This window comes from Mucilaginibacter sp. PAMB04274 (assembly GCF_039634385.2).
Classification (GTDB): domain Bacteria; phylum Bacteroidota; class Bacteroidia; order Sphingobacteriales; family Sphingobacteriaceae; genus Mucilaginibacter.
In genome coordinates this window covers 4,867,476-4,889,647 of record NZ_CP155081.2, presented here as the reverse complement: position 1 = coordinate 4,889,647, position 22,172 = coordinate 4,867,476, and the positions used below count along the sequence as shown (strand labels likewise).

The following is a 22,172-nucleotide window of genomic DNA, read 5'->3' as shown; positions in this document are numbered from 1 at the left end:
CCTAATCTGATACCGTTGGTTGCGCCCTTGTTGATCTTTGCCGCTTGCTGTTATTACTATAATGCTTACGTGCTCTTGATTCTATCTTCCTGATAATGGGCTCAGATATCGGGGTATTGATGACGGCTTTATTCACTTATATGTCTTATTATGCGCAAAGCCGGGCTATTCCGTTCGATGAGATGTCAACGTATTACACCATAGGCGGTTTTGTGAGTTTAGCTGGATCTATTTTATTCACGGCAGGCTTATTCATGCTCATCGATAAGGTCATTAAAATGAGCGGTAAAAGTTATCCTGAAAAGGACCATTATTAATTTTAGCATTATTACCCTTTATACTGTTTTTGCAGATATCACAGTTAGGCAGACAAAGCAGAAATTTAGTTTTCATTTGGCGGTCAGCAATTTGCAGCCCGCTCGCTTATACGGCAAATTGTGATCACGCAATGCACTAAATTTTAGGAATAATGAATTTTGCCGTTTCCGTGAAGCGGATGAACACCCATGACGGCGTCCTGGCAGAGCGTACATACCAGTCCGGCTTCCAATCCCGAGCGGGGATCATCATTTCGATGCTCTTTGATAAATGCTTCCAACTGGTAACGGTTGCGCAGCGCTTTAGTATCCAATACACAATCGAAATAAACCCATTCGCGGCAGCCTGCTGACCAGGCTTTACCGCGAAAAGTTTCCCGCATGCCGGCGTGGATAAGATCTTTTTCCAGTGAACGTAAATGTGTACATTGTAACATAAGCCGTAAAATTAGCTGGATTTATCTTGTCAGAATGATCATATTTGATTTTAAGTGATTGATCGTAATTTGAGGCATGATACCTACAACCATAGATGAACTATTAAAATGGCTACGTTCCAACTGCTATGCCGATAATTACGCTGTAGGAGGTATCATGATCGATGAAGGTTATGGTCTTGACGACAATGGAAGCGTTTATAGCTGGTATTATACTGAGCGCGGGCAACGTCAGGACCTGAAGTCTTTTCCCGATGAAAAGGCGGCTGTCGCCTACGCCTTCAATGTGATCAGGGCTGACCGTTACGCCAACAGGCATATGATCGGTTTTGTCGCATCAACAGATGAACGGGATCATTTAAGAACTGAATTAGCAAGCAGGAACATTAACTATTTCGACGACGTCATCCTGTACAGTAATGACCCTCCACAGAACCGCTACAGGGTTTTTGTTTTTGGGTGTGATATACTAAAGGTCAATGATCTGATAAAGCGACATGTAAACCAACAAAATTATATCGACGCAAGTAACTATTTAGTTCAAAGAATGTTTGCAGGATATATAGCTCTACGGAAACTGTGCGTATCAAGCCTAGTCTACCCAGGTGCTCCTTTAGGTAGGATAAACATCACTATAACACAGTTCAATTGTGCTACCTAACTTTTGGTGATACACTAAAAGACCTGAATTAGCTTTTTTTGACGTTTTTATCTATTTGTTCCTCTGCCTTTTTGGCCTTCTTTTCCTGCGCTTTTTTTTCTTTGCGCTGCTCACTGCCCGATTTATTTACATCACGTTTTTCTTCGCGGATCACCTTGTTAATTTTCCGGTTATATATGGCCGTTAAAATTCCTTGGCCTGTCCTGCTGAAAAACTTAAGCTTCGGCTTTTCACTTGTACCTGTTATAGCAACCGGAACACTGATCCAACCAGCCGGAGGCAATCCTACTTTTACAAGTACATCTAATAATCCGTTAAAACTTGTCGCTCCACTAATGGAAGGCCGGAGAACGGAAACCTTAAATTTAAATTCTTTGATGTGAATGAGGTTATCCTTAATGTGCGTCTCAATATTAACCCCTTTCATATCAGGATTGTTAAAGGCATCGGCCCCTACATTATCGCCAATTACCGAAAGCATTTTTAAGTTTTTCACAGCTACATCCCGCAGGTTTACCACACCTCCACCTTCTAATGAGGGATAGATAGGATTCATGTTCTGGTCAAAATCACCTTTCAGCTTATAATTCATTGATACAATACCACTCACATCCTTTGCAGAAGTAGCCATTTGCCGCACCATGTCAATCTCTTTATAAGCCCTCTGCACATTAAAGTCCATGACTTTAAAGGCAACATCAAAATTAGCGGTCAAAGGCGATTCATCCTGGTAACGGGCGTCAATATTCATCCGGCTTCCAATCAGGTCAAAGGAGGTGTTCTTTAAATAGATCTGGCCGCTCTTTACGGATGCCGTTCCCTGAAGCTGATCAAGATGCATCCCCTTAAAACCTACTTTTTTTGCGTTTACGGCTAAGGCGACATCCAGATTTTTAGGTACGATCACCACGCCGCTGCTTTTAGGATTTTCGGCTTTTGCGTTTTCAATGGCGATAGATTTATTGTCGTTATCACCGCTTTTCAGTGCCATAAATTCATCAACCAGAATATAATTGGAGTGCAAGCCAAAATTTCCGTGAAGGGTTCCTTTACGCTCGATAAAATAATTAATGGTATTAAGGAGATGACCGTTCAGTGAAAAATCCGATTTGCCATAAGTGGCATAAAATTTACGGAACCACATTTTTTCGTTTTCAAACTCAAAGCTCCCTTCATTTAAATAAAATGGCTTAGGCAGGTATTCGATATTTGCTTTTACATTTTTTATGATCAGGGTACCCTTGTTATCCAATTTACTGTACTGACCGGTGGTAGCATAACTTTCGCGCCCGTTTAAAGAAAGATCGGCTTTGATCAATCCACTGACATCAATACCTTTCCTTTTAAAAACCTGGTAAATTCTACCAATATTTAGAACACCTTTAGCACGTACTTTATACAGCAGGTCTTCAAAGTTTTGTAAATCGGCATTAATATATACCGGATTTCCCTCAAAATCAAATTGGAAAGGGGCAAGTTTTACACCCAGGCTGCTAAAGGTGCCATCGGTATTTTTGATGTTAGCAGTCAGGTTAATATTTTTGATGGGGTTTGGATAGGCTGTTGTTTTTAGCCAGCCGTCTTTCAGATCGAGATAGCCATTGGTTTTTGGAAACAACTTTTTATTCATGCTGAAAATACCGTTTGCTTTAACGTCGGCATTCATTAAACCTCGGATCTCAAGATCTTTTAAGCCTAATGCCTCATCCAGCGTCTGCAAATTAACAGCACCTTTCATATTGGCATTTACAGTCATGTTACTCAATCCTTTGGTTTTAACAACTGCACGGAAATTATTTATCTTCCCAAGGTCGAAGCTTAGCTGTTTTAAATCAAGCCCCAATTTTTCCGCGTCTAAAGACGGTAAATCAATGTTCAGATCAACGTTAAGATTATTCATAGGCACCGGAGCCTTTGCGTTAGAAATGGCACCATCCTTCACCAGCAGACGTGCCGTAAAGTTAGGGCTCAGTTTGCGGGGTTCGCTAAACATACCTTTCAGGCTAAAAAACAGATCGCTGTTACCCTCTAACTTGGTATCTTTTGCCCAATCCAGATACTGTGGAGGCAGCACCGAAATCATATCACGAATATTGGTTTTCTCTGCCGCAGCTTTTATATCAAGGTCATATCCGTCCTTCAAAATACTTACGAAACCATTAAACTTCAAAGGGAGATCATTAATCTTCAATTCATTTTTCCGGAGCACAAATGTAAGCGCCTTGGTGTTGATTCTGGTAATCAGGTCGGCATGCAATGATTTCTGCTGGGCGTACCAGACTCTGTTCATACTAAAGTCTAGCTTATCAATGTTAAGATCAGTTTTCAGATCGAAAATATCTTCACTTAAGCCGCCCTTACCGGTATAATTAAATCCTTTGGCATCCACTAAAACATTAGCCGTATGGTCCTTGTATACGATATGCCAGTTCCTGAACTTGATGAGATCGAGCTTCAAGGAGGTGCCCTTTTCTGTACTGTCTTTTGGACTTGCAGAGGGACCAGACACATAAACATTGTAATTAGCCTGCCCTTTACTATTGACATATACATTGGCATAAGCATTATTTATATAGATCTCATCGATCTTGATAGCACCGTCAAAAATCAAGTTTTTTAAATTGATTCCTGCTGAAACTTCTTTTGCCGACAGCAGAGTGTCCTGTTGAAACGGCTTAGATCCTAAGAGTAATAAATCATCCACCGATACAGTAAGTGAGGGAAAATGCCGAAAAAACGTTAGATGAACCTTTTTGTAATCCAGTTTACCGGCCAGGCGCTTGTTCGCAAATATTTTTACCTGATCAGAGATTGTTCCGGGAAACAATAACGGGATGATGAACATCAGAAGCAGTACAAAGACCACAAAAATTCCAACCCATTTTATAGTCTTCCAACCCAATTTTTTAAACGTTTCCATACATTGATATAATGATTCAGATTGACCAGAGAGTATTATCTATAAATATCTTCAACTTTTAACTATCTAAAATCAAGCCAGCTTCATCAGGGTCTTTTTAAGATACATCATAACGGCAACGAATACCAAGAACTTCATAGTTGATACTAATAATTATCCACCCTGCACATTCTGAGAAACGAACATTTACCATGCCTAAAAATTTCCGTCTATATGGATATATGCGAGAAGATGGTCGAGGGTGTCGAGCAAGGGCTTGCTTTCTTAACGGGATATTAGGGCAAACAAACAGAACCCGTATGATTTCACTTTTGGAGGCGGTGACCTCATCAGCATGTGTAATACCTGCAGCGGCGCAACCGCCTGAAAGATGCCATACGGACCTACGCGCTCACTACCGAATAGTTAGCCGTAATACAGCTATGCCTTATGCTTTTGAACTGACCGTTGGATGTTATCTCAAGAATCGCGATCAAGTGCGGGCCAAAGAGTTGTACAAAAGACATTAACAGGAGACTTAAGCTTGCGGATAGCTTTCCATCGAATTCATTACACAAAGTTAATCAAGTCATATTCACTTTTTCTACAGTGGTGACTGCGCTAACTCGACGCAGAAAATGCTCTAATTTCTTCGTGAATTTTGATTAATTGCTTTTGTAAATCAATAATCTGCGATTGCTTAGTTCGCAGTTTTTCATAAACAATGCTTACCTCTTCAGAGGAGGTGCTTGTAGTAGCGCAGTCCGTAAAAAGACTTACTAGAGATAGGTCAAATATCTTTGCAATCTGTTCTAATCTTGAAATATTTACATCTGTAAATCCCGTTTCGATTTTAGAATAGGCTGGAATTGATATATCAAGCTGCGCAGCAATCAGCCTGATTGGCCATCCTCTTTGCTTCCGGAGAGCTTTTATTTTTTTTCCGATACTAGGCGTCATATTATTATGCCAGAAATGATAAGCGACCTCTTAACTACGTTACAAAGATAACTAAAGTTTTCTTTGTAATTAAAATTCGACTGTTGAGCCCGAGGTTCCCTTAGCTATCACTATCTATCGGTTTTCAAATTTGTAGATTTACACCTCGCTCAGGATTACAAATATTTTAAAGCAAGGTCTTTCCAAGAATTGAATCAACTGTAGTCCGATCTTAAAGTGACGGAAAAACAAAAATGGAATTTTTTATTGGATGTTCCACGAGGCTTGGCCAGGCGATTCTGTAGGATTTAGATCACCGATTGGTGTAACAACTATTGAAAACGATAATTAACAGTCAATTAATTGTTGTTGTCAACGTATCGCTGAACCAATTATCCATTAATCCGAAACGAGGCGATCAATGACTCCGGAATATCCAGCTGAATGCCTAGTATTGAAGGGAAGCAACTTTGACGAAGTAATAGTGATATTAACGAAGTTTACATTTAAGTAATATTCATCAGAAAAAAAATTACAAGCTGTCCGAGCATTCTAGAGCGATTGACTGGCCTATATTTTCATCTCATAAAAAGACTTTAAATAATGCAAAGCAACATTGAAATTTGATGGACGCGTGTTACTGACAAATGACGCCTCAAAATTAAGGTAACCAGCCTTTCTAAGCATATCTAAGGACAAAGTTTTAAAGCCCATGGACCATGTTTTGAAATTGCGTTTATTGAGGCGCCCCTCGTGCAAGGTCGTGACTTTTTCATGCCTTGCATCTGTTTTGATTTTATTAAACAGCGAAACGACATCGCTTTCATCTCCTTCGATTACTTGCATAAATCGACCAGCTAACTTACCCGGCTCTTGCCCTTCAATGTACAGTAACATCCCTGTTATACCATCGTTTTTATTTCTGGAGCGCGATTGATCAAGAAGAATGTTAAGATCTTCAATTGCCATCGCATGAAGTGCCTTACTAACATAAACTATATTATAAATCATATTCATGGTTAAGTCCGAAAATAAATTCTGACTTGAAGTTTGTTTGAAGTACAATTTACCAAGTGCAATTTAAATTCTTTCAATTTAACAATCTGCTTTAACAACTAGTTAGCCTACAAGTAATAAAGCAAAATAAGTAAATGTTATTACAAGTATCACTCAAATTACAAAAGTCGGCTGAGTCATAAGAATTATAAACAGATGATATTAAGTGAATTTAAACTTAACAATTTGTCGCACGTTAATGACCTTAATATTAGTTAAATATAATCGTTAGCTCTATGTAATTTTACAGATGGATATTAAGTTGCCTGATTGAATAATGCTTGCAAGATAGTTATCGATAACTTATTTCCATTTTTATCGTTAACACTGCAAATAGTCCAGTCCTCCCTAATTATTATGTTAAAACCTGATATAACAAATTGCGACCGTGAACCCATTCATAATCCCGGACGCATCCAGGCACATGGTTTCCTTGTAGCCGTTGATGAAGAGATGACAATCTGCTACTGCAGTGAAAATATCAGTCAATTTCTTGTGGAGGTTAGTCCTACAGGCCTTTTGGGGCAGGAAATCGAAAGCTTGGAAGGACATTTGCGAAAGGAAAAAAGCCGGCCTGGCTATCTACGTCAATTGATATATATCAATGACGGGGATGAATTATTCAGGCGCATTAATACACAGGTTATTTTAAATGAGCAGCAATTCAACCTTATTATCAATGGTGCTGGCCAATACTACTTACTGGAGTTTGAACCGGAAGCGTCAGATTTACAAAGCGACTTGCAACAACTGGTTGGCCGTTCTCTTTCGGAGATGCTTTCGGACAGGCAGCTATCTACGCTTTTAAGCAATACATCCCACCAAATACGCCAAATTATCCAGTATGATCGGGTGATGGTTTACAAGTTCCATGAAGACGGGCATGGGGAAGTAATCGCCGAATCCAAGAATGATCAATTAGCTAGCTGGCTGGGACTACATTACCCTGCATCAGATATTCCCAAGCAGGCCCGTGAACTCTATAAACAAAACCTGGTACGCTTAATTGCCAATGTTTCTATCGAACCGTCAACTATACTGACCCGTTCCGAAAATGGTACCGCTCATCCCCTGGACTTAACATGCAGTACGCTCAGAGCCGTTTCACCCATCCATATTCAGTACCTGAAAAACATGGGGGTAGCTTCTAGTTTCAGCGTTTCGATCCTGGATCAAGATAAGTTATGGGGATTGATAGCCTGCCATAATTATACGCCACGGTTTATTAATTTTCGCCAGCGGGAGTCAGCCAAATTAATTGGGCAAGTACTATCTTCGGCTATTAGTTTCCGCCAACAAGAAGAAAATCAGCAAAAGGCTGCCCGGTTACGCACAGCAATTGAAAAGATTACGCGTCAGTTACTACGGGATGTACCTGTGCAGGAAGCACTGTTCAATCAAGAAATAACACTACAAGATACCATAAGCAGCACCGGGGCGGTATTGTATTATGAAAATACGCTGCATACTACCGGCCTTGTCCCCAACGATCAATTTTTGAACGAGTTAATTAGCTGGCTGAATAATTTAGAGGACACTTCGTTATTTGAAACCGCATGTCTTTCGAATGAATTTCCACCGGCAACACCTTTTAAGAATATCGCCAGCGGCTTGCTTGCCTGCCGCTTGTCGCCGGAGCTAAAAGAATACATGCTTTGGTTTCGACCGGAGTTCATTTCGACTATTAAATGGGCCGGTAATCCTGATAAGCCGGTGGAAATCGATCCTAACGGACTTACACACATTTCACCCAGGCACTCTTTTGAAGAATGGTCTCAATTAGTGAAAAATCATGCCGTTGAATGGGAGCCTTACGAACGCGAAGCTGCCCTGCTGCTTAAAGACGAGGTTAATTACGCAATCAGTCGCAAAGCGACAGAGCTAAGGGTATTGAATGAAAAGTTGCGGGAAGCTTACAGTGAACTGGATACCTTCAGTTATACGATCTCGCATGACTTGAAAAATCCGCTTACAACGATTAAAAGCTACTCCCAATTGATCCAAAGACAATCGGAGCCGGAATCAAAGATCCGTGACATGGCTGGAAAGATCATCGATGGTGCTTCAAGAATGCAGGCGATGATTGAGGAAGTTCTCAATTACTCCAAAACTGGTCAGGATAAAATGAGTATTGGTTTAGTAGATATGCAGGGGTTGCTTGCCGGCCTACGGCACGATTTGCTGGTTTCAAGTCAAAACCCGGCTTTACAATTGGAAATAGGAGATACGCCGGCACTACATGGTGATAAAACAATGATTATGCAGGTGTTCTCCAACTTAATTGGAAACGCTGTCAAATATTCGGGAAAAACAGCAAACCCTGTGGTTCGAGTTACCGGTGAACAAATCAATGAACATACTATTAGGTATGCTATATCTGATAACGGAATCGGGATAAAAGAATCAGAACATCAAAAAATCTTCGAGCTATTCTCCAGGTCTGCAAATGTAAAAGAGTTTGAGGGCACAGGGGTTGGACTGGCCATTGTAAAGCGTATCATAGAAAAACACCATGGTCAGATTTGGGTGGAAAGTCAACCTGGATCAGGTTCTGTATTCTTTGTTGAATTTAAAGAATCGTCTGCTTCTTAGGTACTGAATTGACGGCTCTTTATTGTAGAAAACTGCTGACCTTCTTCTGGCCAAATGCTACCTTAAAGCTTGTGTTTATTTTTAAATGCTTTAAAAATTGAACGGTTGATCCTTGTTTCAAGTTAATGTTTAGAAACATTAAACAAGATTTTTAGGTTCCTATGTTTATTTTAATATGCTTTTGTTACTTATGATAGAGCCTGCACTGACCAGCACCGCAGCCCGATTTATGTTTGTGAGTGAGGAGGAAATAATATTTTGCACCTCTGACCTGAATGCATATAAGACACATATTCACCCACATGATATTGGGTAAATTTCGACGGTGATCAAATCGAACTTAAAGAAAAACCGTACACTATTGATAGTATACAAATTGAGCATTATTCTTGGCCGATGAACGGTCATGTTATCAATCAAGCGGGAATTTTGTATCCATATACCATTAATATCACTCTAAATCTTTCTCCTCTATTTGATGAATGAATTAGCAGGATTTAATAAAACGGTAGTTCAATGGTACAATGAACCAACGATTGTGATTGACGAGGTAGTGCTACTTAATTCAGTAACTGTTCTACAATATTTGATAGCTCAATAAGCGTCCTTCCTAAGCTGAGTGAATCTGTTAAAAGACGTTAATATTTGACGACCTGTCAGGAAATCAAGGACACCGTCTCCTCATTAGCATAAAAAACTTTTCTATTCTGTCACTAATCCATCTGGCTTGTTTTTAATCGTTTCTGTGCTGATGCTGTGACGAAGCAAGTTTATGTGTTGGTCAAGATTCGTAGATTGAAGCAGGTGAAGTTGATGTAGAATGAAAGGACCACCGATTAAGCTGAATGACGTGTGAGGGATTCATTGTGAATTCGATTGAGGATCTAAACCTGGCGACTATAACATCTTAAATGAGATCTGAAGTTCTACCCATAGCATTACACCGCATTTATTAATGAGATCAACGCTAAATCTTAAGCGGAAAAGATAGAAATTTAAAATATTCGCCAATTGGTTGCATAACAGATAACGATTTGATTAAGTAAAAATGGCGGAAAGAGATGGCTTAGATTTCGCCGGCTTTAACAAATTTGTAGTTATTATAATACTTGATAAATGATTCGAGTCTGTGGTGAAGTCATTAGCTGCTGTAATAAGGTATGTATGAAGGTTGACAATTTTGTAACTTGATAATCTTTAGTTGAAAGAGGCCGTTTTCTGTTGTAGCTATCACATATACCGGCTGCAAGCGAATGACTAAAGTTGCCCCATGATTCTTTTGTTTAATGGTAAGGAAATAGATGTTGTATTGAGCAATGCTAGAACGAAATGTCGCCTGATGGGAATCTTTGGGATTACATAATCTCCGATACCCAATTTGCCATATCAAAAATCAAAAATTAATATAATTTTTGATATGAAGTTAAATGTTATTTACTTTTAATGCTATCACTGCAATATGAACCTTTATGACAATGATGATATAAACGTCCTTATCGTTGACGATAATGCTGATATTCTATTTGCTTTAAAGTTGGCCCTGGAGCAAAATGGCCGCCGTATTTTTACGACGACACATCCTCAAGATGTCATGCAAATATGTTCCGATCACGATATTTCCATTGTTTTAATGGACATTCAAATGCCGGATATCAGCGGGCTGCAACTACTGGATCTTTTAAAAAGCAATTCGCTGACCGAGCATGTTATGGTGATCCTCATAACCGGTCAATTTATGCGCTCAGAAGATGCAGTCTCCGGATTACGAATGGGTGCTGTAGACGTATTATTTAAACCGCTGGATTTGTATATAACTCAGGCAAAGATCAATTCGTTAATCACCCTGGTTAATTATCAGCGCGAGATCCGGCAAAAGAATTTGGAATTGGAAAATTTCCAGAAAAAATTATATTTGGCTATAGAACAGGCTGAAAAAAGCAAAGAGGTGAAAGAGAATTTCTTAGCTAATATGAGTCATGAAATTAGAACTCCGCTGACCGCAATTACTGGCTTGACCCATCTTTTAAAGAAAACGGAAACCAATCAGGAGCAGTCCCATTTGGTTGATTTGTTGGAACATTCCACGCAATCTTTGCTTGCTTTGGTAAACGATATCTTAGACAGTGAAAAAATTGATGCAGGGAAGATTGCAATTAACAGATTAGATACAAATATTAACGCCCTAGTAACTAATGTTAGCGACTTACTAAGACCGCTTGCTGTACAAAAAGGACTGGAGCTAAAATGCCATATTGCTGATGACGTACCCCAATCCGTTATTATCGACGCTTTAAGGCTTAATCAGATTTTAATGAATCTGATCAACAATGCCATTAAGTTTACTGAAACGGGGCAAGTAGAAGTTATGCTTAAAGTGGTTGCTTTGTCCCCGCATCGGGTAAATCTTCAATTTATCGTAAGCGACACTGGGATTGGTATTCCGGAAGTATCAAGAAATAAGGTATTTGAACGTTTTGAGCAGGCTGAAGATAAGACTTGGCAAAAATTTGGGGGCACAGGTCTGGGCCTATCGATTGTAAAAAAACTTATCGAACTAAAAGGCGGCACATTGTCGGTAGAAAGTGTAGTAGGCGAAGGCACCACGTTTGTATTCACTAACTGGTATGATCTAGCTGTTGACAGATCAGGCGGCAGCAATGAGACAATATTATCGCCTGCCTTTTCTACATCTTATCGGATTCATATACTTCTAGCCGAAGATAACCCTATTAATCAGCTAATCACAACCAAAATTTTAAAGGGGTGGAATATCCATGTTGATATCGCGGTAAATGGAGCAGAAGCGTTTGAGAAAGCGGCATGCAATGCGTACGACTTAATACTCATGGATACTCATATGCCGGTAATGAATGGTTATGAAGCTACGAGGAAGATCAGAAAGGAGCTGTCGGATGCTAAAAAGGATATCCCTATAGTATCTTTTTCTGCATCAATCATGGACACAGATAAGGTAGAAGCCCGTGATGCTGGTGTAAATGCTTTTATTAGTAAACCATTTGTCCCAAGCGAACTCTATGATGTTATTAAAAGCCTTGTAATAATTAAATAGAGGAGCAAATCCATGCCCATTAAAAATCGACAGCGGTAACCAAGTAATTTAGAAAAGCATGAATTGGGCGGATCTGATTTATAATAATTATTCGTGATAAGTAACGTAATATTAATTGAGCGGGCATTTTGCTCAACCTATTTGCCTTCCGATTCATAATCCGCCTACTTATATTGTAACCCCTCCTAAAAATCGGACTGCTTAAGGGACGAAAAGTCTTAACTTTAAACAGTCAAACGATGAAGAACTCTATTATTACCGAAGCACAGATTGTCAAGGCGATCAAAGAATACGAAGGAGGCCGTGAGCTTAACGATGTATGCCGCGAACTGGGCATTCACAAATCGACCTTTTATAACTGGCGAAAGAAGTATGCGGGCATGGACAGCCAGGAACTAAAACGGTTGAAAGAGCTTGAAGAAGAAAACCGCAAGCTAAAGCACATGTATGCAGAACTGGCGCTGGACAATAAGATGCTGAAGGACGTACTCTCAAAAAAGCTCTAAAGCCCTGCCAGCGCAAAGACATGGTTGCTTACTTGATGGAAGGTTATAACGTAAGCATCAGCAGGGCTTGCCGGGTAGTAAAGCTACCCAAATCCATGTACTACTATAAAAACGTCAGAGATGATTCAGAAACGATCGATAAGTTACTGGAGTTGTCCGAAAGGCATCCAACAGAGGGGCAGGATCTGTATTACAGCAGAATTCGGCAGCAGGGCTTGCTATGGAACTACAAGCGTGTAAGACGTGTTTGCCTGCTGCTGGGCATGAATAAACGCCGAAAGGTGCGCAGACGCGTGCCTGCACGTGTTAAAGTCCCACTAATCGTGCCTGAGCAGGCTGGAGATACCTGGTCTATGGATTTTATGTGCGATGTGCTGATGAACAAGAGAAGGTTCCGAACGCTGAATATTATCGATGACTATAACCGGGAAGCTATTGCCGTGGAAGCTGCCTATACTATACCAGCCGTGCGGGTAACTCAGATATTAGAGCGAACTATTCATGAGCAGGGTAAACCAAACTGTATCAGAGTGGATAACGGGCCGGAGTTTAACAGCAAGGAATTTAAGGATTGGTGTGAAAGCAGAGGTATAACTGTGCAATTTACGCAGCCGGGAAAGCCAATGCAAAACGGCTACATCGAACGCTTCAACAGAACTTTCAGGGAAAACATCTTGGATGCTTATCTATTTGAGGACATTAACCAGGTACAGGTATTAGCCGATGAATGGATGGAAGATTACAATTACAGCAGGCCGCATGAAGCACTGGGAGGTATAACGCCTGACCTGTACAAGCGGCTAAACTGTGGAGATACCAGAAACTCTGGCGAGTTTCCAACATCCCCACAGTTCCAACAACAATAATTATATTTTTGAATTAAATAAGTCTATAAAACACCAGTCCGAACTAAGGGAGGGTTACAATATTTGTCTTCTTTCGCCGGTGGTATTGCGTATTGGGCCGTTATCGCCGTACCTCTCTTATTTCTATCCGCCTGTTTTTTGTATTCTTCTACCTATTTTGGTGCTAAAATATGCTCCGACAAATGAAGTCCAGTCATTCTACTCGATTAAGGATATCAAGCAGCCATTTGAGTTAAAGGACCTATGAATGCATCTACTGGGCGTACAGAGTCTAGCTAAAGCAGAACGAGACGATCAGTTATTGAAAAAGCAAAAGTGATCGGTGCTGATGGCGTTGTATTCTCTGAGATTGATAGACAAATAAACTACAACAATACGAACGATATAACCATAAATTACAAGTGATCAAATTTAAATAGCATGTAAATGACCATATAGCAAACTTGTCTAAAGTGGATCTTCAAGATGATCTATATATTTTGCCAACATCTTTTTGATAATCAATCGTTCTTTGGCGCTTAAGATAAGGTAATCCTATTTAAGCTTTCGAATCGGAAAATGTTCAATGCATTGCATTCCTGATATTTCAGCCAGTAATTAGTGGCTTATGAGGGTTTTGATACTGCTTCATTGGAGCCATTGGGTTCTAGCTATGCATTCACCTGTTTGATTTTTACAACAGCCTACTTAAGGGCACTATCTCAAAAGTAATGATTCGAGCACGCTGTAACAATTACTGATTACATAAATTTAATAACTCCAGTTAAACCAACGGTAAAATGATATTGAAGGTAGTTCCCTTACCGATATCAGAATTAATTTTCATGGTCCCATTAGCTGATTCTATAAGGTACCGAACAGCAATTAAGCCAAATCCGAAGCCCATTTCTCCTGTTGTTCCCATTGTATGAGCACCAGAGCCTGATAAGATAGATTTAATTGCTTTTTCATCCATTCCAACACCACTATCTGCAATTCTGATGCAAAGTTTTTTGTGTCCAAACTCTATTTCCATATCCAGCCTAACCCACACATGTCCGCCTTCGGGGGTAAATTTAATGGCGTTTGATAGCAAGTTACTGGCTATTTGAAAAGTGTGGTCTTTGAAGAAAGGCACATTTGACATCTCCTTAGTAACCGTAAAATCAAATTTTATTTGCTTACGGATGAGCCTCGGCTTAAATAAGCGTTGTAACTGCGTGCAAAGAGGTTTAAGAGTATAATGATCCTCACTTGTCTTTATGTTGGACTCAGAGAAAACAGACGAATTTAAAAGATCTTCCGTCATTGTTAACAACGAAGTGTCCTGCGTGTGAAAGCATTGTAGGTTATCTCCTATTGCCGATTGTTGTGCTTAAGTAGCTTTTGACAGATTTGATTTTTTCTTAATTCATTCATCTGTACAATGTAAGTCATTGCACCGCTTAAAAAACCGAAGCCTGAAGGAGGTCAACGATCAAAGGTAACGGTGATAGGCGTCAATTATATACCTTCTTATGAAGGTCATCATTTCTTTTTCAGTTAATACTTTCGAAATACCGATTTCTATTAATGAAATATTTTATTGTAAAAAAGTAGGTGGGTAGGATGCATCTACCGTTATGTATATATTTCACAAATACCCGGCTGGATAAAAAAATAGTGTAGTGTGGGCGTCAGACCAGTATAACTGATGGGTCCGGTTCTTCACCAGCATCTAATTGGTAAAGATTACCAAGCGTAATCTGCGCGATCTGCGAAAGCGCTTCATCCGTAAAGAAAGCCTGGTGTCCGGTCACCAGCACATTGGGAAAGCTCATCAGGCGCTGGATAGTATCGTCTTCAATGATACTGCCAGAAAGGTCTTTGAAAAACAACCTTTCTTCCTGTTCGTACACATCGATGCCTAAGTAAGCAACATGCCCAGTCTTCAGAGCTTCAATAACATCGCCGGTGCAGATCAGTCCACCCCGGCTGGTGTTGATGATGGAACAACCCGGTTTCATTATAGCTAGTGTGTCCTTATTGATCAAATATTTATTATCCGGCGTCAGCGGGCAATGCAGCGAAAGCACATCAACCGCTTTTAGCACTTCTTCAAACGCAGTATAGCGTACCCCAAGCGCTTTCAGATCTTCATCTTCAAAAAGGTCATAGGCCAGTACCCTGCAACCAAAACCAAGCATGATCCTGCAAAATGCCATACCGATCTTCCCGGTGCCAATCACACCAATGGTCCTGCCATGCATGTTGAACCCGAGCAGGCCATTTAATGAGAAATTTTGTTCCCGAACTCGGTTGTAGGCTTTATGCGTTTTACGGTTCAGCGTGAGCAGCATGGCGACGGCATGTTCTGCCACCGCCTCCGGTGAGTAGGCCGGCACACGGCATACACGGATACCGTATTTTCCGGCGGCGTCAAGATCGACATTGTTAAAGCCAGCGCAACGCAGCGCAATCACTTGTACTCCTTTTTCAGCCAGCACTGCGATCACTTCCGAGGTCAGTTTATCATTAACAAAAACACAAACGGCAAAGGTGCCTTCCTCGACGGCATTCGCGATATGCGGCCCTAGATGCGTTTCCAGGAATTGCAGCTCAAAGCTATCAGCTTCATTATACTTGGTAAAGAAAGCCTTATCATATGGCTTGGCAGAGAAAAATACAATTTTGCTCATGACTTTAACTTTTATATAATTGTTCATAATACTCCCTAACCATTCTTGTTGATTCGAAGCCGGGCACCACTTCGCGGGCGGCTTGTTTGAGTATAGCGAGCCATTGGGAGTGGTCGTTATAATACATCGGCAGCACGACATTTTGCAGGCGATCCATCAGGCTGTCGTTTTCCTGCCTGTCTTTTTCTTCGACAGAGAGATCATCCGGCGCAGGTGCTATCAAAAAGCAATTTTGATGGTCTTTTGCAAACTCTGGTACCCAACCATCCGGCATGGACACGTTGATGGCGCCATTCATAGCGGCTGTCATCCCGCTGGTACCCGAAGCTTCCCGGTACATCCGCGGATTGTTCAGCCAGACATCCGCGCCCTGTTTCAGCAGTCTGGATAAGCCCAGTTCATACCCGGTCAGTACCGCACAGTTGGTCAGTCCTTTCGCACGTCGGATAATTTCATTGAACTGAACGATACCGGACTGGTCACCCGGATAAGGTTTACCTGCCCAGATCAACTGTATAGCGAAATTTGCTTGGTTGGTCAACCTGATAAAGCGGTCCCAGTCCTGCATGATCAGGTCTGCACGTTTATAGCCTGCAAAACGCCTCGCCCAGACAATCGTCAGGACGTTTTCGTGGAACAACTTGCCGCACTGGTCGGCCACTTCTTTGAACAGCAATTTTTTTAATTCCTTTTTCCGCTTGATCAGTTGTTCGTCATGATCGGAAAAAATGGATTCGTCCAAAACGGCATCTTTCCAGTATGCTTTATTTTGGGCATTAGTGATCGAAATGATCTCGCAAATCCCGGGATTATCTCCCCACATTTCCCTGGCCACCTCACCATGCAGCCTGGAAACGCCGTTCGCCTTTCGGACAAATTTAAGTGCCGCCAGTGTATAGTTAAATGTATCGCTCTGCATTCCCAGCAGATTTTTCACTGTATCGGCATCCAAGCCTTGAAACAGAGACATCTCCTGCAGTAAGCCGTAGCTGTGCGATTCATTGCCCGCCATCTCCGGTGTATGTGTGGTAAAGACCACCCGTTTTTTTACTTCTTCCAGGCTTTTATATTTAGCATACAGGTAAAAGTTCAGTGATACGGAGTGCCCCTCATTCATGTGGTAGACGTCAGGCGTTATATTCAGTGCATCAAGCAACATCGCGCCGCCAGTGCCGAGCACGATCGTTTGTGCGATACGGGTAGACTCATTCGCATCATACAGGTAGTGTGTGATCGACCTGGATAATTCGTCATTTTTCGGGATATCGGTGCTCAGCAGGAATAGCGGCGCTGAGCCGAAAGTTTCCGGCAGCAGCAGCCAGGCTTTTACGTGGACCGGCGAATCATGTACCGTAACGGTCACCGTAATCCCTGTATCCTGAAGAAAGGCGTAGTCTTTCTCGATGAATTCCGGCTTCATGAAGGCCTGTTCATTCCGGCCCTGATCGTAATAACCATATTTCCAAAGCATGCCTATGCCAACCAGATTTTGCTTAAGTGCATAGGCGCTGCGCAGATGCGATCCGGCTAGAAAGCCCAATCCGCCGCTATAGATTTTCAGGCTTTGATCAATGGCAAATTCCATAGAGAAATAAGCCACAGACGTGGCATACTGCGGGTCGGGCTCGTAACTAAAAATGTCTTTTTTATCCATCATAACGACTTTAGCAATTTTATGTGGTAAGGTTGCCACTGATAATTCGGGTCAATAGCTAGTGCGTGCTCCACTTTGCGGATATTACGATCAACCAGGTTCATATTCAGGTCTTCATAATGTGCGATACGGTAATCCAGGATTTCCTGCTCCTTACCGTCATCTGCCAGCTGTTCCAGGTAGGCGAGTGCGCCTGCCTTCGCTTTTTCCAACGCTTCAATAAGAGTACAATAGCCTACATATCTTTCGTTTTTCGATAGCAGCTGAATTGCTGCGCCGCTTGGCAGCTCGGGTAATCGCCGGAAATTATTAACAGATACCGGGATTATGACTGTGTCATGAAGTTTAACCTGGTAATATTTGAAATAACAATACTGAGCCATGTTTGTTTTTTTTTTGCGAAGAAAGCTATTTACATCCGGCTGTCCGCTGATTAGGGTCAGTATGATAAATGATAATGGTCACTTATCGCTGTGCTTTATTTAAAAGAACAGATATTTCGCTTACTACCCGGCCTTTTGATGAGCATCACGTTATGTAATGATGGTAAGCATGGCTTTGAGCTACTCAAAGTCAGACCTTTGAGATTAAAATTAAGTATTATGAAAACGCTTCCAGATAATGAACTTAACACGGAATTACAGGAACTCTACCTGACGGGGAAACAATGGCTATCTGATGTCGAGTTCCTAAGTATTGAACAATGCTTTTTGCATAGCTTGTTAAATCAACCGAACTTTTTTTCTATTCCGAATGCCGCATCAAGGTTTGCAGACGACCTTGTCAGGACCGAAGGAGAGGAGCGGCAGCTTTACCTCCATATCCTCGGTTTCATGAACCAGCTTGAACTGTTGATTTGCCAGGCAACAATAAACCTGGAAATGCAGTTGATCGAAGACTTTTCATTGCTGCAAACCGAGGTAGCTGACGCACTCGGTCATCTGAAGGCTTTAAAGTACCGTATGATCGAGCAGAAAAACATTAACTAGCGCAATAAAAACGACAAACAAAGAGGAAATACAACTCCTTGATGGCCTGCGGTCGCGTTGGGAGGAATTTAAATTTACCATTTCTACGATGACGGAGCTGATCCGCGAATTCAGTGCGCTACATTTCTAGGTTCCATGTATCACCGTTTTTGGCTCGGCCGTTTTAAGGAAAATGATCCTACTATGTATAAACCGAAAAGCGGGGCGGCATTTGCCTGACCAGGTTTTATTATCCTTTCACGTAACGGGTGGGGATTGGTGGGAGCGGGCAACCCTGGTGCCAAGACGTTGAGGGCCGGTTTGTCGGTTGTAAGATCCGGTTGCCGGTCGAGCAGCCCACTCCTTACCTGGAAAAATAAGGCTGCATGAAATTGTTTTTTTAACAACGGTATTACTGGTCAAATACCGTTTTGCCTTCATCGTGATGCCGGGCCGATTTGGATCATGGATGAATAGTTTGAAGCGCTACCCTGATCTAGACGTATAAGTTTAAAACTTCCAGTGATCATCTTTGGCAGGGGGTATCATCCGGAACTGATCGCTTACATATAAGATATGGAAGTTTGTGCTACCATCAAAAGTGACGGACCTATTTTGGGGCCATAGATGATATTAGCGGGGCCATCCGCCTGATACAGCATATAAGAGCATGAAAGAATACGTTTTCGAACCAGTGAGCAGAAAGGAGCCATTGTGCTGGCTGTTCGAAAAAAATAACAGCTTAGCGGTTCATTGCGTGCAGTGGGCGGTGGCTGTGAAAGAGGCTTGCTTCCGCGTACTTGTTCAATTTATATAAGCTATCGGTTAACTCTTCGACCTCGAATGTCTGCCGATGCCGATAGCTTCGCTCTTCATGTTCCCATTCCATCGTCAATTCCCAACTCCTAATTCTAGCCCTTTAAGCGGGACAGTAAAATCTGAACAGGTTCCCGTGTCAAACCTGCGACATATGCTTGCATTCATTTATTCTGGAAGCGGGCGAAACCGCAATTTACCTTTTACCTGTGCTCGAAAGAAAATTGAAGTGTTATCATAATCAATATGTTTACTGATTCAAAGGTGCCGTCTTCAAAGTGGTGCATTGCAGGTAATAAATTTATTAGTTTATAAATTTCTGTAAATCGACATAGGGAGATTGATTTTTGGCAGCAGATAATTTTCAATCTTAGATAAACGGAATCTTAAACGCTCTATATGAGTATCCAGGTAACGAAAGTCCAGTTCGAACAGCCGATGGTCAAATGCCTGATCATAGACGGCAATGATATGATCAGCATAGGTTTCATAAAAATAAATGGCTTCCGCCAGGGTCAGGTTTTGAAGTGCGCGGCTATATGGCCAGGTGATATCCTCATCATTGTGCTCGCACATTGGATTTTTATCATGCATCTCCGCGACAACAGCAATAGTTTTAATAAAGACGAAATTGAGGTTGTGATGGTAGACATGCAGTGAAAACGTCAGGTCAGGTACCGGATCCAGCCGGCAATATTCTTCAAATCGTTTCAGTAAGGTTCGCGCCTGACGGGCGAAACCCAGATACTTGTGGTAAATATCTTTTCCGCTCATGCATAATGAACGCAGTTTACTCCTTTTTTGTTTAAAAAAAATTGATTTGGACGCTTAGAAATTAAGGTTTACATCAGATCCTATATCGTAGCGCAATTAATTGCCGATCACTTTAGCAATTTTTATACTCTTATTAAATAAATTTTAATTTAACTGCAGGTATTGGAGGTAACGAATGACATTAACAAAGAACTGAGTGAAGGCATGAGCACTTTTTCATCCAAGTAATAGATCTTGCTGGTTGCTCGCATCTTTATTGTCTATGAAACAACAGTTACGGATTACCGTTGGCAAGATCTATCGCTCATTTCGGTTATTAGAGGTGAATAGCTAAAATACAGAAGTCTTGGAAGGCGAAATAGAGTGGGAAGGCCGCACGCTGGTCACCATCCAAAATGGAAGAAGCTGGATTTTAAAAGCCCCTGCAGATGAGTCGTAGACCGCGATCGCTGAAGCAATCGTTCTTAGGTATATAATATAATTATTTCTTTATCAAACTAATATACATCGGAGCGGCAAATCAGCAGCCTGAATTCAATCGCTTTTTCCGATCTCATGCTTGGGCGGTACGACATCTACATCCTTTTCTACTTCTTTCTGTTCGATATGAACAGCATAATCAGCAGGTTCTATTCGTTTACCCTTAAAATCGGCGTACGCTCGGGTGAACTCTGCACCAAAGTATAAAATGGCAGCGGTATAATAGATCCACAACAAAATAACAATCAATGAACCTGCAGCACCATAGGTTGAGCTGGTTCCGGATTTTTCAATATAAATGCCGATCACCAGCCGTCCGATCATAAAGAGTACTGCGGTAAAGATAGCGCCGGAACGCACATCTCCCCAGCTGATCTTGGCATCCGGGAGTACTTTGAAAATAACGCCGAATAAAACTGCGATCACCACAAAGCTGAGCGCGATGCTGATGATGTTGAAAAGCGTGACCGTAAAAGCAGGCAGAAAATGCTTCAGGTGATCACTAAGAGCGTCTAGGGCACCGTTAAGTGCTAAGGACACCAAAAGCAAAAAGCCTAAGGTCACGATCATCGAACCTGAAAGCACTCTGTCCTTGATCATTTTCAGCCAACCTTTTTTCGGCTTTGGTTTCACCTGCCAGATGATATTGATGGACTGCTGGATCTCACCAAATACGGTGGTTGCTCCAATAATCAGTGTGATCACACCGATAATCACGGATATCGTCGACTTGCCGTTCATCTCCAGGTTTTTGATCATGTCTTGTATTTGCTTGGCTGCATCATTACCTACCATACCGTTGATCTCTCCGAATATTTTTCCTTGTATCGCATCCTTTCCTAAGACTATACCCGCGATCGATATAAGCAGTAGCAACAGCGGAGCCAGCGAGAAAATGGTATAATACGCCAGAGAGGCACTGAACTTTAGTGCCAGATCGTCCGAAAAACCGGTAAAGGCGGCTTTCATGATCGTGATACCATCTTTAAATGCTTGCTTAGTAAAATATTCTTTGATAGCCATAAGATCAGGGTTGAATAGGGTTAACTTTGTGAACAGCGACAACGCTGTCAACCACAAATTTGCTGACACCCCGCCAAGGCAGGGTATGAAAATACTCTTTATAATGAAGCTCTAAATAAGCCCCCGTATTGGCGTTTAGTTGTTCTGCTACCTTTTTGTCCGTAACCGAAAACATAAACTCATTGGATTGAACGGCTCCTTGTCCTGGGCTTTTAAACCCTGCCTGAATGAGGCGGCCTTCATAAGTTTTGAAGACATAGCCCTTATGGACAAAATAGTTCATAGTGCCTGCTTTTGTACCATCACCGAATACAAAATAATATCGGTAATACACTACGCCGGTAACGATCAGCAAGAGGACAATGATGGATATGGTGATAATACGCCTTTTCATTTTGCTCCACACTTTTGTTTTTAGAACCGGGAACGGCCCTAAAAGTTTTTTACAGACATAACT

Annotated in this window: 18 protein-coding genes; 7 read left to right on the top strand and 11 right to left on the bottom strand. The window is 41.4% G+C overall.

The window, feature by feature from the left end; translation table 11 throughout:
* Window positions 1-95 precede the first annotated feature (95 nt).
* Complete coding sequence (locus tag ABDD95_RS20940) at window positions 96-317, top strand: hypothetical protein (RefSeq protein WP_345949307.1); 222 nt, start codon at window positions 96-98, stop codon at window positions 315-317.
* Window positions 318-460: 143 nt separating this feature from the next.
* Here the strand turns inward: ABDD95_RS20940 and ABDD95_RS20935 are convergent, their stop codons facing one another.
* Window positions 461-754: a hypothetical protein gene (locus tag ABDD95_RS20935; RefSeq protein WP_345949306.1), complete on the bottom strand. Its 294-nt coding sequence runs from the start codon at window positions 752-754 to the stop codon at window positions 461-463.
* A 76-nt stretch (window positions 755-830) separates the two neighbouring features.
* Here ABDD95_RS20935 and ABDD95_RS20930 point away from each other — a divergent pair, with 76 nt between their 5' ends.
* Window positions 831-1,415 (top strand): hypothetical protein, encoded by a 585-nt coding sequence (locus tag ABDD95_RS20930; RefSeq protein WP_345949305.1) that lies wholly within the window; start codon window positions 831-833, stop codon window positions 1,413-1,415.
* A 28-nt stretch (window positions 1,416-1,443) separates the two neighbouring features.
* Here the strand turns inward: ABDD95_RS20930 and ABDD95_RS20925 are convergent, their stop codons facing one another.
* The 3 genes from ABDD95_RS20925 to ABDD95_RS20915 all read right to left on the bottom strand — a co-directional run bounded on the left by ABDD95_RS20925 (window position 1,444) and on the right by ABDD95_RS20915 (window position 6,270).
* A complete protein-coding gene (locus ABDD95_RS20925) occupies window positions 1,444-4,335 on the bottom strand; it encodes an AsmA-like C-terminal region-containing protein (protein ID WP_345949304.1) in 2,892 nt (963 codons plus the stop codon).
* A gap of 600 nt (window positions 4,336-4,935) precedes the next feature.
* Complete coding sequence (locus ABDD95_RS20920) at window positions 4,936-5,274, bottom strand: helix-turn-helix transcriptional regulator (RefSeq protein ID WP_345949303.1); 339 nt, start codon at window positions 5,272-5,274, stop codon at window positions 4,936-4,938.
* 549 nt (window positions 5,275-5,823) lie between these two features.
* Window positions 5,824-6,270, bottom strand: a complete 447-nt coding sequence (locus tag ABDD95_RS20915) for a BLUF domain-containing protein (RefSeq protein WP_345949302.1) — start codon at window positions 6,268-6,270, stop codon at window positions 5,824-5,826.
* A gap of 396 nt (window positions 6,271-6,666) precedes the next feature.
* Here ABDD95_RS20915 and ABDD95_RS20910 point away from each other — a divergent pair, with 396 nt between their 5' ends.
* The 4 genes from ABDD95_RS20910 (at window position 6,667) to ABDD95_RS20895 (ending at window position 13,343) form a co-directional block, all read left to right on the top strand.
* A complete protein-coding gene (locus ABDD95_RS20910) occupies window positions 6,667-8,901 on the top strand; it encodes an ATP-binding protein (protein ID WP_345949301.1) in 2,235 nt (744 codons plus the stop codon).
* Window positions 8,902-10,360: 1,459 nt separating this feature from the next.
* Window positions 10,361-11,971 carry a response regulator gene (locus tag ABDD95_RS20905; protein WP_345949300.1) on the top strand — a complete coding sequence of 537 codons (1,611 nt, stop codon included), beginning with the start codon at window positions 10,361-10,363 and terminating at the stop codon, window positions 11,969-11,971.
* Window positions 11,972-12,210: 239 nt separating this feature from the next.
* Window positions 12,211-12,477, top strand: a complete 267-nt coding sequence (locus tag ABDD95_RS20900) for a transposase (RefSeq protein ID WP_345949299.1) — start codon at window positions 12,211-12,213, stop codon at window positions 12,475-12,477.
* Between the two features lie 20 nt (window positions 12,478-12,497).
* Window positions 12,498-13,343, top strand: coding sequence for an IS3 family transposase (locus ABDD95_RS20895; RefSeq protein WP_345949298.1), 846 nt, complete (start codon window positions 12,498-12,500; stop codon window positions 13,341-13,343).
* Between the two features lie 763 nt (window positions 13,344-14,106).
* Here ABDD95_RS20895 and ABDD95_RS20890 read toward each other — a convergent pair.
* From ABDD95_RS20890 to ABDD95_RS20875, 4 genes are all read right to left on the bottom strand, one after another.
* Window positions 14,107-14,631: an ATP-binding protein gene (locus ABDD95_RS20890; protein WP_345949297.1), complete on the bottom strand. Its 525-nt coding sequence runs from the start codon at window positions 14,629-14,631 to the stop codon at window positions 14,107-14,109.
* Window positions 14,632-14,998: 367 nt separating this feature from the next.
* Window positions 14,999-16,000, bottom strand: a complete 1,002-nt coding sequence (locus ABDD95_RS20885; protein WP_345949296.1) for a 2-hydroxyacid dehydrogenase — start codon at window positions 15,998-16,000, stop codon at window positions 14,999-15,001.
* 4 nt (window positions 16,001-16,004) lie between these two features.
* Complete coding sequence (gene glgP / locus ABDD95_RS20880; protein ID WP_345949295.1) at window positions 16,005-17,657, bottom strand: alpha-glucan family phosphorylase; 1,653 nt, start codon at window positions 17,655-17,657, stop codon at window positions 16,005-16,007.
* Window positions 17,654-18,037 carry a hypothetical protein gene (locus ABDD95_RS20875; RefSeq protein WP_345949294.1) on the bottom strand — a complete coding sequence of 128 codons (384 nt, stop codon included), beginning with the start codon at window positions 18,035-18,037 and terminating at the stop codon, window positions 17,654-17,656. Before ABDD95_RS20875 ends, glgP begins: the two co-directional genes overlap by 4 nt.
* A 219-nt stretch (window positions 18,038-18,256) precedes the next feature.
* Between ABDD95_RS20875 and ABDD95_RS20870 the strand changes: the two genes are divergently transcribed.
* Window positions 18,257-18,643, top strand: a complete 387-nt coding sequence (locus tag ABDD95_RS20870) for a hypothetical protein (RefSeq protein ID WP_345949293.1) — start codon at window positions 18,257-18,259, stop codon at window positions 18,641-18,643.
* A 1,104-nt stretch (window positions 18,644-19,747) separates the two neighbouring features.
* Here ABDD95_RS20870 and ABDD95_RS20865 read toward each other — a convergent pair.
* The 3 genes from ABDD95_RS20865 to ABDD95_RS20855 form a co-directional block, all read right to left on the bottom strand.
* The gene (locus ABDD95_RS20865) at window positions 19,748-20,212 is read right to left on the bottom strand and encodes a hypothetical protein (protein ID WP_345949292.1); all 465 of its coding nucleotides are present in this window, start codon (window positions 20,210-20,212) and stop codon (window positions 19,748-19,750) included.
* A 534-nt stretch (window positions 20,213-20,746) separates the two neighbouring features.
* On the bottom strand, window positions 20,747-21,715 hold the full coding sequence (locus ABDD95_RS20860; RefSeq protein WP_345949291.1) for a YihY/virulence factor BrkB family protein: 969 nt from the start codon (window positions 21,713-21,715) through the stop codon (window positions 20,747-20,749).
* A 4-nt stretch (window positions 21,716-21,719) separates the two neighbouring features.
* Window positions 21,720-22,109, bottom strand: a complete 390-nt coding sequence (locus ABDD95_RS20855) for a hypothetical protein (RefSeq protein WP_345949290.1) — start codon at window positions 22,107-22,109, stop codon at window positions 21,720-21,722.
* Window positions 22,110-22,172 lie beyond the last annotated feature (63 nt).